The sequence below is a fragment of the Pseudactinotalea sp. HY160 genome (assembly GCF_009372055.1).
In the GTDB taxonomy this organism is placed as follows: Bacteria; Actinomycetota; Actinomycetes; order Actinomycetales; family Beutenbergiaceae; genus HY158.
Map to the genome: position 1 here is coordinate 55,997 of NZ_WHMT01000015.1, position 13,690 is coordinate 69,686.

The following is a 13,690-nucleotide window of genomic DNA, read 5'->3' on the forward strand; positions in this document are numbered from 1 at the left end:
CCGGCGCCCCGGCGCGGCCCCGCCGCGAACCCGTCGCGCGGCGGTGAACGAGACGGCGAGGGAGGCTGCGTCGTCCGTACGCCTCATCGGCCGCCGAAGCGTGCACGCACGGCGCGCAGGTACGTGCGCGGCCCGACCTGGCGCACGCGGAGCGAGGCGACCTCGACGGCGGTGCGGACGGCGGCCTCCAGGTCGGCGCCCAGCGTGAGCGCGGTCACGAGCGCGCCGTGGAAGGCATCGCCCGCGCCGAGGGTGTCGCGCACCGCCACCCGCGGGACCTCGACGCGGCCCGAGCCGCGCGCGTCCACCCAGGTCACGGGGCCGGCGCCGGCGGTGATGACGACGCCGCGGGCGCCCAGGGCGAGGAGCGCGTCCGGGACCGAGTCGCCGGTCGCGGTGCGGAAGTCGGCGGAGCAGGCGACCACGTCGGCGTGCGGGATGAGCTCGGCGAAGATCGGCCGCCGGCGCCCCGCGTCGAGCACGACCGTGGCCCCGCACTCCCGGGCCCGGGCCAGGACGTCCCGCTGCAGGTCGGGGTGGTGGCCGTCGAGGAGCACGACCCGCGGACTCGGCTCGGCATCAAGGTCCGGCGCGATGGTGTGGGTACTGCCGGCGTCGGTGGAGACGACGGAGCGCTCGCCGGTGGCGTCGTCGACGAGCACCGCGGAGACGGACATCTCGTGCCTCGGGCCGGCGTCGAGGAGCCGCACGCCGTTGGCCTCGAGGTCGTGGCGGGCCAGCGCCCCGACCGGCCCGGCGCCGATCGCCGTGATGAGCAGCGGGGACCGGCCCATCGCGGCGGCCACGACCGCGGCGTTGGCGGCCGGTCCGCCGGCCGCGAGATCCTGGCGCAGGGCCGTGATCTTCTCGTTCGGTGCCGGCGGGCGGTCGGCCCGATGCACGAGGTCGACCGTCGTGAGGCCGGCGAACCAGCAGGTCGTGTTCACTTCTTCTCGCATTCTGTTCGGCGTGTGCCACACTTGCGCTGACGTCGAGACGGGCAGGAGGCCGCGATGGCCGGAAGGAGCCGGGAGGCGGTCCGCCCTTGCCGATCCTGCCAGGAGTCCTCCGGCCGCGGGGCGCCGCGGGCCATCACGGATCGTCGGGGCTGACATGGTCCGTATCCGCGACGTCGCCGGCCACGCGGGCGTCTCCACCGCGACGGTCTCGCGCGTGCTCAACGGCAAGCAGGTGCGCGCGGACCTGGCCGAGGCGGTGCACGCGGCCGTGGCCGAGCTCGGTTACGTGCCCGACCGCACCGCCCGCTCGCTGCGCACCGGGACCACGCCGGTCATCGCGCTCGTCGTGCCCGATATCGCCAACCCGTTCTTCACCTCGCTCGCCCGGGTCGTCGAGGACGTGGCCGCCGCGGCCGGCTACTCCGTGGTGCTGTGCAACACCGACGACGTGGCCGCCAAGGAGCGCGGCTACCTCGAGATCGCCCTGCGCCAGCGGATGGCCGGCGTCATCCTCGCCCCCGCCGACGCGAGCCCCGACCTGGGCGCGCTGCTCGCGGCCGGGCGGGCGGTCGTCGTGATCGATCGGGACGTGCCGGAGGCCGTCGACCGGATCGCCTTCGACAACGAGGGCCTCGGGCGGCGGGCCACCGAGGCGCTGCTGCGGCGCGGCTTCACGGACATCGCCTGCATCACCGGGCCCGAGTCCACGAGCACCGCCCGGGCACGTGCCGCGGGGTGGCGCGCCGCGCTCGCCGGCGCCGGCATCGAACCGGGGCCCGGGCGGCTCACCTACGCGAATTTTCGTGTGGACGGCGGTCGCGCGGCCGCCGCCGGGCTGCTCGCCTCGCCGCGGCGCCCGCAGGCGGTGCTGGCCACGAACAACCTCGTGGGCGTGGGCACGCTGCAGGCGCTCGCCGGCGCCGGGGAACACGGGATCGCCGTGGGCATCATCGGGGACCTGCCGTTCGCGACCTCGGACATGTCGGAGGTCACCCTGACCCCGCTGCGCCCGGAGGACCTGGGCCGGCGCGCCATCGAGCGGCTGCTGGCGCGGCTGCGGGGCGAGGCCGGGGAACCGGTCCGGATCGTGCTGCCGCTGCAGTGAGGCGGGTCGTGCACCGAGGCGCCCCGACGATGTGCCGTCGCCGGCGCGCCGGGCTCCTTGGGCGCCCCGACTTTGTGTCGTCGCCGGCCGCAGAATGTGCGGCGCGTGGCGGTCTTCGCGCGTGTTCACAACGATGACGGCCCAGGGGGCGGCTCGCACTATTTGCGCGAGGGGTCGATCGGAATGTGCCGCCTCGGCCCCACGGAAGCAATGGCGGGTGTCCGCAGGCGCGGATGTCGAACCCGTCCCGGGCGGGAAGGGGCGATCCCACCCGCTCCGGCCCCTTGCGTCAGTAATCGATTTCTGTCATCGTGGGAAGGCAAGCACGACGGGCTTTCGACTGACAAGCCTGACAAGCCTGACGAGACTGACAAGGTGGCACGGTGGCGACGATCGCATACCTCGGCGTGGATATCGGCACGTCGAGCACGAAGGGCGTCCTCGTGGACGAGGCCGGCGAGATCCTGCGCACCGCCACCCGGGAGCACCGCGTGGACCGCCCCGCCCCGGGCCACGTCGAGATGGACGCCCAGATCTGGTGGGAGGAGTTCACGAGCATCGCCGCCGAGCTCACCGGCGCCGCCCCGACCCCCGACCTGCACGTCGCGGCCGTCGGCGTGAGCGGCATGGGCCCGTGCGTCCTGCTCACCGACGACGCCGGCACCCCGCTACGGCCCGCGATCCTCTACGGCGTGGACACCCGCGCCTCCGCCGAGGTCGCCGAGCTCACGGCCGAGCTCGGCGAGGAGGCGATCCTGCGCACCGGCGGCTCGGTGCTCTCCTCCCAGGCCGCCGGCCCCAAGCTCGCCTGGATCCGGCGCCACGAACCCGACGTCTGGGCGCGGGCCACCCGCTGGTTCATGCCCGCCTCCTTCCTGGCGCACCGGCTCACCGGCGCCTACGTGCTCGACCACCATTCGGCGTCCCAGAGCACCCCGATGTACGACTCCGCAGCCCTCGCCTGGCACGCCGACTGGGCGCGGCGCGTCGCCCCCGGCCTGCCGCTGCCCGAACTGCGCTGGCCCGGGCAGGTCGCCGGCGCCACGAGCGCCGACCTCGCCGGCATCCCCGCCGGCACCCCCGTGATCACCGGCACGATCGACGCCTGGTCCGAGGCCGTGAGCGCCGACGCCCACAACGCGGGCGACCTTATGCTCATGTACGGGACCACGATGTTCCTCATCGCGACCGGCACCGAATTCCTCACCTCGGCCACCATGTGGGGCACCGTCGGCGCCTACGAGGGCACCCGCAACCTCGCCGGCGGCATGGCCACCTCCGGCGCGATCACCGGCTGGCTCGCCGACCTCACGGGCGCCGACTACCCCACCCTCCTCGCCGAGGCCGCCGCCTCCGGGCCCGGTGCCCGCGGCCTCCTCGCCCTGCCCTACTTCGCCGGCGAACGCACCCCCGTCTTCGACCCGGACGCCCGCGGCGTCATCGCCGGCCTCACCCTCGAGCACACCCGCGGCGACCTGTACCGGGCCGTGCTCGAGGCCACCGGCTTCGGGGTGCGCCACAACGTCGAGGCGATGAGGGACGCCGGAGCCCGCCCGGGCAGGATCGTCGCCGTCGGCGGGGGTACTCAGGGCGGGCTGTGGGCGCAGATCGTCTCCGACATCACCGGCCTCGAGCAGGTGATCCCCACTCACGCCATCGGCGCCAGCTACGGGGCCGCGGTGCTTGCGGCGACGACCCGGCAGGACGTCGATGTGGCCGCCTGGAACCCGCCGGCCCGGATCGTCACGCCCGATCCCGCCGTCCATACGCATTACGGCGAGCTCTACGGGCTCTACCGCGACCTCTACCCGGCCACGCGCGACATCGCCCACGCCCTGGCCACCCATCAGCGAACCGAAGGAGCCCGCCCATGACCGCCTACACCCTGCCCGAGACCCCCGCGCCGCCGACGGCCCAGCCCCGGACCGCCTACCTCGTGGCCAACGGCGACCTGCGCGAATCGGCCAACACCGCCGGCTGGGCCGCCCAGGTGGAACTGGAGCGGCAGCTCGAGGCGGCCTTCACCGCGGTCGGCTGGACCCTCGAGCGCGCCCACGGCGTCGACCCGGCGACCGGGCACGGCTTCATCTCCTCCCAGCGCATGGGCATGGACGTCTTCGCCACGATCCCCCCGGACGCCCCGCTCGTGGTGGCCGAGGCCGTGTGGCAGTACTCCCACCACGTGCTGCCCGGCCTGCGCGACCACCGCGGCCCGATCCTCACGGCCGCGAACTTCGCCCCCGAATGGCCCGGCCTCGTGGGCCTGCTCGGCCTCAACGGCGGCCTGACCAAGATGGGCACCCCGTACTCGAGCGTGTGGACGGTCGACGGCACCGACGACTGGTTCCTGAGCCGGATCCGCGAATGGGTCGACACCGGCACGATCGCCCACGACGACTCCCACGTGCGCCCCCTGCCCGAGCTGCCCGCCGGCCCCGAGGCCGGGCCCGAGATCCAGCTGGGCCGGGCCCTCGCCGCGGACCTGCGCCACCGCAAGGCGATCATCGGGATCTTCGACGAGGGCTGCATGGGCATGTACAACGCCATCATCGACGACGAGCTCCTCAATCCCACCGGCATCTACAAGGAGCGCCTCTCCCAGAGCGCCCTGTGGGCCGAGATGCAGACGGTCACCGACGCCGAGGCCGACGCCGTGCAGTCCTGGCTCGAGCGCGCCGGAATGACGTTCCGGCTCGGCACCGACGAGGCCACCGACCTCACGCCCGGCCAGCTGCGGTGGCAGCACAAGATGTACGTCGCCGCCCTGCGCATCGCCGACGACTTCGGTGTGGATGCCCTCGGCATCCAGTACCAGCAGGGTCTCAAGGACGTCTGCCCGGCCTCCGACCTGGTCGAGGGCCTCCTCAACAACGTCTCCCGCCCGCCGGTCGCCTCCCGCGACGGTGAGCGCATCCTGTGGGAGGGCCGGGCCCTGCCGCACTTCAACGAGGTCGACCAGGGCGTGGCCGTGGACGCGCTCGTGACCAACCGGGTCTGGACCGCGATGGGCCTCGACCCGGCCACCACCCTGCACGACGTGCGCTGGGGCGCCGAATCGGGCGGGGAGTACGTGTGGACCCTCGAGATCTCCGGCTCCGTGCCCGCCAGCCACCTGCCCGACGGCTACGCGAGCGCCGAGGGCTGGCGTCAGGGCCCGGTGTTCTTCCCCGCCGGCGGGGCGACGCTCAACGGCATCTCCAAGCCCGGTGAGGTCGTGTGGTCCCGGGTCTACATCTCCGGCGGCGCGCTGCACGTCGACCTCGGCCGCGCCGACGCCGTCGAGTTGCCCGCCGAGGAGGCCGCCCGCCGCAAGGAGACGACCAATCCCGAGTGGCCGGTCATGTTCGCCGTCTTCCGGGGCGTGAGCCGCGACCAGTTCATGGCCCGCCACAAGGCCAACCACGTGCAGGTCGCCTACGCCCCGGATGCGGCCACCGCCGACAAGGCGCTCCTGGCCAAGGCGGCGATGTTCGAGGCCATGGGCCTGACCGTGCACCTGTGCGGCGACGTCGCGATCTGACGAGTCACCCCGAGTCACCCGAGGGCGCCGTCGCCCGGTCGCCCCGCCGTGAGCGGGGAGGAGCCACCCCGCCGGAGGTGGTGGAGCCTCCCCGCTGCGGTGCTGCCGTGTCAGGGGGCCGGCGGCAGCCCGAGCAGGGTGATCGCCTCGAGTGCGAAGATCCCCGCGCCCGATTCGGTGATGAGGGCGGGGACGGCGAATCCGGGCGCCTCCGGCGGATAGGCCACGGCGTCCTCGCCGGTCACCGTGTTCACGATCTCCACGCTCGTATCCGAGCGCAGGTAGGCGAGCACGCCCCCGGCCGCCGAGATCCGCATCCCCTCGGACACGCCCCGGCTCCACTGCGGCTCCCCACCGGAGTAGCCGGCGAGCGTCTGCGTGTCGAGGGTGAGCAGCACGTCCCCGGCGGGATCGAACGCGATGTCACGGATTCCGGTGTCGATCACCTCGCCCGTGCGCACGTCGACCACCGCGCCCGTGCGGGCTTCGCCCCGCGTGAGGACGGCGTAGCTCGCCACCGCGGGTACGCCCGCCAGGGCGTTCACTCGCCCCGTCAGGGTGCCCGTGGGGTCGAGGTCGGCCACGGGCAGGCGCCACAGTTCGGGCCCGCCGGCGGTCGCCTTCGTGGCGATGATCTCCCCGCCGCGCGCGACCACGAGGACGTCGTCGTACACCCCGACGATCTCGAGCCCGTCCTGCTCGGCCTCGTCGGCGATCACCTCCCCGGTGAACGGGTCGAGGGCCTGCCGCGGGCCCCCTGCCCCGACGGCGCTCGCGGGGGAGGCGCCGGCGAAGACGGGGCCGGGACCCTGGTGGGGTCCGGGCAGCTGGACCGGGCCCCAGCGCACCTGCCCGGTGAGCAGGTTGTAGCCCGTCGCCGTGGTGGCGGCGAGCGCATCCTCGGTGGTCCCGACGTCGGTGAGGATCGCGACCGCCTCGTCCGCCGGGAGCTCGTCCCCGGTCGCCCCGGGGACACCGGCCGAACCGGGGTCGCCCGCCGCGCCGGGCGGCTGCGCCGCGAGCACGTAGCCGGAGCAGCTCGCCGGCCGCTGCACGCGCCACAGCTCCTTCCCGTGGGCGTCGACGGCCGTGAACTCGAGCACCCCGCCGGCGTCGTGCAGGCCCATGAACACGCCCGCGGCGTACTGGGGCACGTCGTCCCAGCCCGGGGCGAACGCGGGCAGCTCCGCGAACGGGTACGGCAGCTGCGAGCGATCGATCGCGGTCTCCGCGAGCGGGCCGTCGATCACCTCGACCGTGCGATCCGGCTGGGCGGCGGGGGCCGGTTCCTCCCCGCCGATGAGCGAGCAGCCGGCCAGCGCGAGGGCGAGCGCCCCCGCGGCAGCGACGGCACGGGCGCGCCGGGAGAGCCGAGACGACCGGGTGGAGGGGCCGGCCCTCATCGTCGACCCTCGGGATCGGTGCCGTCCGCCCGCGCAGCGGCCCGCGCACCGGCCCGGGAATCCGACGGGTTCCTACGCGAGCCCGGTGCGGGAGAGGCGGATTCGGACGAGGGGGGAGCGGCGTCGTCCGTGCGCTCGCGCGGCCACCACCACCACAGCCCGAGTGCCACGAGGGCCGCGACCACGATGAGGGCGATCTCGGGCAGGGAGGTGCCGAGCCCGGCCGCGCCCTGCTGCAGCGAGCTCTGGGTCTTGAGGTCGACGAGCTGGGGCACGGAGACGAGGCCGTTCGTGGTGATGAACGCGGTACCGACGGCGATGAGCAGCAGGCCGGTGAGCACCGAGGTCGTGTGGAACGCGCGCCCGGCCACGGTGAACGTGCGGCCGCGGGCGCGGTTGCGGATGCCGACGCGGTGCCACACGATCACGAGGATCACGAGCGGGAGCACCATGCCGGCCCCGTAGGCGGCGAGCAGGATCGCGCCGCCGACGGGGTCGCCCTGCGCGGCGGCGAGGGTGAGCACCGCGCCGAGGATCGGGCCGGCGCAGAAGCCGGCGACGCCCGAGGTGATGCCGAGGAAGAAGGCGCGGGCCACGCCGGCGGCGCCCCGGGCGGCCGCAGCCGCGCGCGTGGGGGCGAGGCGGTCGAGCCGGAAGCCCCAGCCGGCGATCTGCATGACCCCGAAGGCGATGATGAGCACGCCGGCCACGACGATGAGCACGGAGCGATGCTGGGTGAACAGCAGCCCGAGCGCGCTCGCGCCCAGGCCCAGGGGCACGAGCACCACGAGCAGTCCGGCGTAGAAGAGGCCGACGTGGGCGCCGAGGCGCGTGCCCGTGCCCGCCGAACTGGCGAAGAACGCGGGCAGCAGCAGCGCGCCGCACGGGCTGAGCAGTGCGAGGGCCCCGCCGAGGACCGCTGCGAGCAGGCTGATCTCCATGGGTCAGCCCGCGAGTTCGGCGTCGATCATCTCGGTGAAGACCGGAGTGGGCTGGGCGCCGCTGACCGGGTGGCCGTTGATGAGGAACGCCGGGGTGGACATGACCCCGAGCTGGGCGGCCTCGTCGAGGTTGGCCTGCACGCCCGCCTGCACGTCGGCCGAGGCGAGGTCGGCGCGGAAGGTGTCGAGGTCGAGGCCGACGGCGGCGGCCACGTCCGCGAGGCCGTCCTCGCTCAGCTGGTCCGGCGACGGCGGGTCGCCGCCGTCGAAGAGCGCCTCGTGGAAGGGCAGGTAGGCCCCCTGCAGGCCCGCGGCGTAGGCGGCGAGCGCGCCGCGGTGGGATTCCGGGCCGAACAGGGCGATGTCGCGCCATTCGATGCGCACCTCGCCGGCCTCGACGTAGGGCAGGATCGCGGGCAGGGTCTGGTCGGTCCACAGGGCGCAGAAGCCGCACTGGAAGTCGGAGTACATGACGATGCCCACGGGCGCGTCGAGCTCACCGATCGCGAGCGGATCGGCGGGGTCGCGCCGCTCCACGTTCACCGTCGCGGGGGGAGTGGGCTGTTCGGCGGAGTCGACGACCCCGCTCGGCGCGGTCGGCGTGGCCGCGGGCTCCGTCGTGGGGGTGGAGCCGCCGCGGGTGGCGAGCACGACGGCGATGAGCGCGATGGCCACGACGACGATGAGGATCGGGATGAGCGCGTTGCGGCGCCCGGCCTGGGCAGCGGCCATGAGTGGAATTCCCCCGTGACGAGTGTGGTGGCGAATATGGTCCGAATCTCTACTACTTGGCATAGTAGATCACGGCCGGGCATAGTAGCCACGTGGTCCTTCACACTCCCTCCGCTCTCACGCCGCCTGAGGACGACGCAGCTCGCCCCGGGCGGGATGCCCGCCCGGGCCTGTGGTCGGCGGCGCCGCGGGCGCTGGCGATGTGGGGCCGGCGGCAATGGCTCGCCGCCGCGGTGGTGGCCGCCGGGGTGGGGCTGCTCGTCGGGATCTCGACCGTGCTCATCCCGAACGGGTGGTTCAGCCGGGAGATCGCGACCACCGGATGGGACTACCCGGTCTGGGTGGTCATGGCGGCGCTCACCGGACTGCTCGCGGCGACCTACGTCGCCCCGGTCTCCGGGGCCGCCTCCTCCGGGCCCGCCGAGGCCCGCCGGCCCGCGCGGTTCGGCACGGCCGGCGCCGTGCTCGGCTGGTTCGCGGTCGGCTGCCCGGTGTGCAACAAGATCGCCCTGTTCGCGCTCGGCTACACCGGCGCCCTGCAGTGGTTCGCCCCGGCCCAGCCGATCCTCGCCGCCGCGGCGATCGCGTTGAGCGGCGCGGCGCTGCTCGTGCGGCTGCGCGGGCAGGTGTGGTGCCCGACGGGGGCGGCGCGCACATGATCAAGCTCGGCTCGCTCGAGCAGCAGGTGATGGAGGTGCTCTGGACAAGCTGCGAGAATAACGACCTGCCGCTGACCGTGCGCGCCGTGGCCGACGAGCTGCCCGAGTCGGCCTACACCACCGTGGCCACCGTGCTCGGCAACCTGATGCGCAAGGAGATGGTCGAACAGTTCCGGTCCGGGCGCCGTCTCCTGTACCGGCCGCGCCGCACCCGCGCCCTCTACGCCGCCGACCAGATGGTCGAGGCGCTCGGCACGAGCCGGCGCGCCGACCGCACGCTGCGGCAGTTCCTCGCCGACCTGACCCCGACCCAGCGCGCCACCCTGCTCGAGGTGCTGGCCGAGGGCGACCGGGGAGCGCGCGAGTCGGCGTAGCCACTGCCGACTCCCGCTCTTGGCACCTACCCGACGATTCGCGCTGGAGCGGGCCTCACGGAGGGGGTCTCATCACCGAGTTCAATCACCCGACACGCCGGTGGACGCTCACGCCGCGTCGACGAGCCCGTGTTCGCGGAGCGTCGTCAGGGCCGTGTCGACATGTTCAGGAGTGAACATGCGCGCCTTCCGAGGCGACCACTCGGCGATCTTGGCGGCGACCGTCGCGTCCGACTGCCCGGCAGCGCCGTGCATGGCGACCCAGTGGACAGTGGCAAGGAGCTCCATCCCGTAGGCGGTCTCGAAGCCCTCGGCGAGGTCGAGCACCTGTTCCATCCGAGTCCGTGTCTCGGGGTGGGTGTCGAGTTCGTGTTCTGCCGCCGGCAAAGCGCCTCGGGCAGGCTCCAGTGGGGCCGCGTCGGGGACCGTCGCGGTCCCGTCCCCGTATCCGAAAAGGTAATGGCCCTCGATCTCGGCGAGGACGTGCCGGAGGTTGTCTGCGTACGGGCCGTACCTGTTCGGCTTGAAGTCGAGTCGTAGTGGTTCACCGGCGACCTGCAGGAAGTACATGAGCTTCTGCGCTTCGATCAGCGAGGGCGCGTCGAACGCCTGCTGCGTGTACCGCGCGATCATGCCGACGAGTGCAGCGCGGCCCGGAGTCATCTTGGGCTTGGTGGTGTTCACGGGCATGTTGTCGGCCTTCGGAGCACCCGTGGGCGGGTAGACCCGGACGTCGACACCGGGCAGCTGGTCGAAGGCGGCACGAATGCGCGGCTCGACCTCGGCCCAGTCGAGTCCACCGTTACCGCAACCGAGGGGGGGCACGGCAATCGAGGTGATGCCCCGTTCTTGGACGACCTTCACGAGGTCGGCCAGCCCGCTGTCGATGTCGGCGACCCGGGACTTCGCCCGCCAGTGCCCCTTCGTGGGGAAGTTGATGATGTACTGCGGGCCGTCGAGCGTCTGAGTCGGCCAGACGTGCATCCGACCGAGCTTGACCTCGCCGCGCCTCGCCGCGGCCGCGTAGGCCTTGAACATCTCGGGGAACGCCTTCTTGAACTGTAGGGCGATGCCCTTGCCCATGACGCCCATGGTGTTGACCGTGTTGACAAGGGCCTCGACCGGCGCGGTGAGCAGGTTGCCCTGCGCCTCGGTGATCATCGCGTTCACTCTCCTAGAAGTACCACGTGGGTCGGACATTGACGGGGACGCGTAGCCCGGCCGCCACGAGGTCGGCGCGGACTTCGGTCGCGACGCTCTCGTTCTGCGTGCCGATCTGCATGATGGCGTCCCACGGTACCCGTTTGTGGACGAGGGCCTCGGCCATACGGCGCTCGACACGTTGCGGATCCTCGGGGGTGTTGCGCCAGTACCGCTCGCTCATGAGTGGCCAGTCGATGAAACCGTCGTCGACCGGGTCGGCGGGGTCGAAGGCGCGGTAGTCGGTGTAGCTCAGCGCTGCATTCCGGTCGGTGAGCATTGGCCGACAATCAAGCTCGTGCAGGCGCTCCAGCGTGCTGACCAGGTAGACGAGCCCCTCCGTGCCACTCGTGTAGGTCGGCACATTCCCACATGAGATCGCGTACATCATCGGGCTGCGCGGCGCGAAGTAGAACGGGACGTAGTCGGCCACCGCGCCGCCGGGCGGCAGCCGGACGGCCTGCTGTCGCCGCCGGTCCTTGATCTGGAGGTTGCCGACCTCGGCCGTTAGCAGACCCGACTCGTGAGCTGCGGTATCAGACAGCAGCCCGTGCTTCATCATGGTCGTCAAGTGCTCGACCGGAGTGAAGTGGAGGACCCACGTCGGGTGCTTGCGAGCGGCCATCGTGTCACCTCACCGATGGCCCCGTGGCTCGACCGAGTTGCCGCACGCGGTACCCAGCCACTCCTGAGCCTGTGCAATCCGGTCATTGAGAGTCCGCGCGGGTGCCTCGGCCTTGCCCTTCGGTGCGAGTTCGTTCGTCGCAGCCGGGAGGTACAGCGGCCCACGATCGACCATAGTGATCCCCCAGTTCCGCCAGGTCACCTGTTGGGCGGTGAGGTCTTCATAGTGGATCACGTACCGCTCTCCCCTTGCGCGGCGCGGCGGTCGTCCCCCGGCGACGGCGACATGGACGCTGCCGGGGTCGAAGTCGGTGACTCCGCGCACTTCTATCGCGGTGTCGTGGCTGAGATATGCCTCCGGAACCCCCGCTCACAAGACGGGGAGCTGCTATCGGTCGTACTCGGTCTCGCGGACCTGAGGCACTTGGTAGACCCGTGCGTAACGCGCTCGACCCTCGCTCGGGTGACCATCGTCGACAGCTCCGCGCGGGAGGCGTCATCGTGCTGGACCCGAGCTGTCGTGACGAAGCCGAGTTGATCCAACGCCACCTCGCGCAGGCGTTCCAGCTTCGTAAGCACAACCATGGCAATACCCTAGCAAGCTGTGATGATGTCGACTCTCTGCCTGCGTTCACGTTTGATTCAGCGCTCTACGCCGCGGCCTTAGATTCGCGTGTTGGTGTGCAGCTCGAGCTCCTACTTGGGGTGTACGAGTTCGCTGGGCAGGTTGGCGGGGTGCCGCGCCGCCCCGGCCGGCTTGGAATGGCATCGAGCCGCTCAGGCCAGGGTCGCGAGGGTGGCGAGGTCGACGGGGTGGACTGGGTCGTGCCCGCCGACGTAGGCGGCGATCTCGGTCAGGGCGGTGTTCGCGAGGCGGTGGAGCTCGTTGCCCTGGGAGCCGGCGAGGTGCGGGGTGATGCTCACGTTCCGCAGCTCCCAGATCGGGTCGTCGGCGGGGAGTGAATCGTGCACGTCGAGCACGGCGCTGATCCGGCCGGACACGAGTTCGGCCCGCAGCGCCTCCTCGTGCACGAGCGCGGGCCGGGCGGTGTTGATGAACGTGGTGCCGTCGCGCATGAGCGCGAGCATCCCGGCGTCGACCATGTGGTGGGTGGCGGGCACGTCGGGGGCATGCAGGCTGACGACGTCGCTGCGGGAGAACAGGTCCGCCAGCTCGACCTTCTCGGTGCCGAGCTCGGCGGCCTGGGCCGCGCTCACGAACGGGTCGTAGAGGAGCACCTGCACGTCGAAGGGGCGCAGGTGGGAGGCGACGAGCCGGCCGATGTGGGAGGCGCCGATGAGCCCGACGACGCCGCCGTGGTTGCCGTAGCCGCCGCGGGTGTACCAGTCGGGATCGACCCGGCGCCGCCGGCGGTAGTCGGCCTCGGAGGCGAGCGTCCGCTTCCCGGCGAGAAGGATCTGCGCGAGGGTGTACTCCGCCACGGGAATCGCGTTCGCGTGGACGGCGGAGGTGACCCGCAGGGACGCGGGAGCGGCCGCCGCGGCGGCGTCGTCGAACAGGGACTTGACGCTCCCGGCGGTGTGCACGACCGCGCCGAGCCGGGGCAGCCGCGCGAGCAGGGCCGCGTCGAGTCGCGGCGCGCCCCAGCCGGTCACGAGCACCTCGACCTCGGCGAGCCGACCGTCGTCGAGGGCGGCGAGGTCCGGGTCGACCTGCGCGGGGTCGACGTCGAGCAGGCGGGTCAGCTGATCGAGCTGGTCGGGCCGGAACAGGCACGGCGGCAGATCGGGCAGCATCGCCAGCAGGGCGACGGGGCGGCGGGTCGGGCGGGTCGGTGCGGTGGCGTGGGTCGTGTGCGGCACCCCCTCATCCTGCCCGCTCGAGGCACCCGAACGCGATTCGGCCCCCTGCGCCGGGCCGGGCGCCCCACTCGTTCAGGCGCGTCGTCCCCTCGTGGCCGGCGTGCCTCGTCGGGGCGGGCTCCTCCCCGGTCGGGGTCCGCCGCCGAACGGGAATCCCTGCGGACCGTGACGCGTCGAGCCTGGTGAATGATCGCCGTCGGGTCATGGATCGAGGCCATACCCGGCTCTTCACAGTTGAGGGTGTAGGGGCCGTGGGCGCGTCGCTCGTCGGGTAGGGATCGAGGTCCTCCGATGATGGAAGTTCTCACACTGCCCATCAGGAAGACCTCGACGTGCCCGACGCTACCTT

Annotated in this window: 12 protein-coding genes; 5 read left to right on the forward strand and 7 right to left on the reverse strand. The window is 72.7% G+C overall.

Translation table 11 applies throughout. The features are described 5' to 3' along the window. Positions 1–83: 83 nt before the first annotated feature. Complete coding sequence (locus GCG21_RS12740; RefSeq protein ID WP_152910067.1) at positions 84–959, reverse strand: carbohydrate kinase family protein; 876 nt, start codon at positions 957–959, stop codon at positions 84–86. Positions 960–1,113: 154 nt separating this feature from the next. On the opposite strand from GCG21_RS12740, the gene GCG21_RS12745 reads away from it, so the two are divergent. The 3 genes from GCG21_RS12745 (at position 1,114) to GCG21_RS12755 (ending at position 5,584) form a co-directional block, all read left to right on the forward strand. Then, positions 1,114–2,064, forward strand: coding sequence for a LacI family DNA-binding transcriptional regulator (locus GCG21_RS12745; RefSeq protein ID WP_152910068.1), 951 nt, complete (start codon positions 1,114–1,116; stop codon positions 2,062–2,064). Positions 2,065–2,447: 383 nt separating this feature from the next. Beyond that, positions 2,448–3,938, forward strand: coding sequence for an FGGY-family carbohydrate kinase (locus GCG21_RS12750; RefSeq protein WP_370517509.1), 1,491 nt, complete (start codon positions 2,448–2,450; stop codon positions 3,936–3,938). Further along, complete coding sequence (locus GCG21_RS12755) at positions 3,935–5,584, forward strand: fucose isomerase (RefSeq protein ID WP_152910069.1); 1,650 nt, start codon at positions 3,935–3,937, stop codon at positions 5,582–5,584. Before GCG21_RS12750 ends, GCG21_RS12755 begins: the two co-directional genes overlap by 4 nt. Before the next feature lie 110 nt (positions 5,585–5,694). On the opposite strand, the gene GCG21_RS12760 is transcribed toward GCG21_RS12755, so the two are convergent. From GCG21_RS12760 to GCG21_RS12770, 3 genes are read right to left on the reverse strand one after another with little or no spacing between them, the layout of a single operon-like run. Then, complete coding sequence (locus GCG21_RS12760) at positions 5,695–6,987, reverse strand: hypothetical protein (protein ID WP_152910070.1); 1,293 nt, start codon at positions 6,985–6,987, stop codon at positions 5,695–5,697. Continuing rightward, entirely contained in the window at positions 6,984–7,928 is a 945-nt protein-coding gene (locus GCG21_RS12765) for a cytochrome c biogenesis CcdA family protein (protein ID WP_152910071.1), read from the reverse strand. The genes GCG21_RS12760 and GCG21_RS12765 overlap by 4 nt, the downstream gene beginning before the upstream one ends. Positions 7,929–7,931: 3 nt before the next feature. Next, the gene (locus tag GCG21_RS12770; RefSeq protein ID WP_152910072.1) at positions 7,932–8,660 is read right to left on the reverse strand and encodes a DsbA family protein; all 729 of its coding nucleotides are present in this window, start codon (positions 8,658–8,660) and stop codon (positions 7,932–7,934) included. A gap of 92 nt (positions 8,661–8,752) precedes the next feature. Here GCG21_RS12770 and GCG21_RS12775 point away from each other — a divergent pair, with 92 nt between their 5' ends. Further along, positions 8,753–9,319, forward strand: coding sequence for a hypothetical protein (locus GCG21_RS12775; RefSeq protein ID WP_370517510.1), 567 nt, complete (start codon positions 8,753–8,755; stop codon positions 9,317–9,319). Further along, positions 9,316–9,693: a BlaI/MecI/CopY family transcriptional regulator gene (locus tag GCG21_RS12780; RefSeq protein WP_152910073.1), complete on the forward strand. Its 378-nt coding sequence runs from the start codon at positions 9,316–9,318 to the stop codon at positions 9,691–9,693. The genes GCG21_RS12775 and GCG21_RS12780 overlap by 4 nt, the downstream gene beginning before the upstream one ends. 108 nt (positions 9,694–9,801) lie before the next feature. On the opposite strand, the gene GCG21_RS12785 is transcribed toward GCG21_RS12780, so the two are convergent. The 3 genes from GCG21_RS12785 to GCG21_RS12795 form a co-directional block, all read right to left on the reverse strand. Further along, entirely contained in the window at positions 9,802–10,854 is a 1,053-nt protein-coding gene (locus tag GCG21_RS12785) for a macro domain-containing protein (RefSeq protein WP_152910082.1), read from the reverse strand. Positions 10,855–10,867: 13 nt separating this feature from the next. Further along, positions 10,868–11,518, reverse strand: coding sequence for a DUF4433 domain-containing protein (locus GCG21_RS12790; protein ID WP_152910074.1), 651 nt, complete (start codon positions 11,516–11,518; stop codon positions 10,868–10,870). 776 nt (positions 11,519–12,294) lie between these two features. Then, entirely contained in the window at positions 12,295–13,341 is a 1,047-nt protein-coding gene (locus GCG21_RS12795) for a hydroxyacid dehydrogenase (RefSeq protein ID WP_228760010.1), read from the reverse strand. Positions 13,342–13,690: the final 349 nt, after the last annotated feature.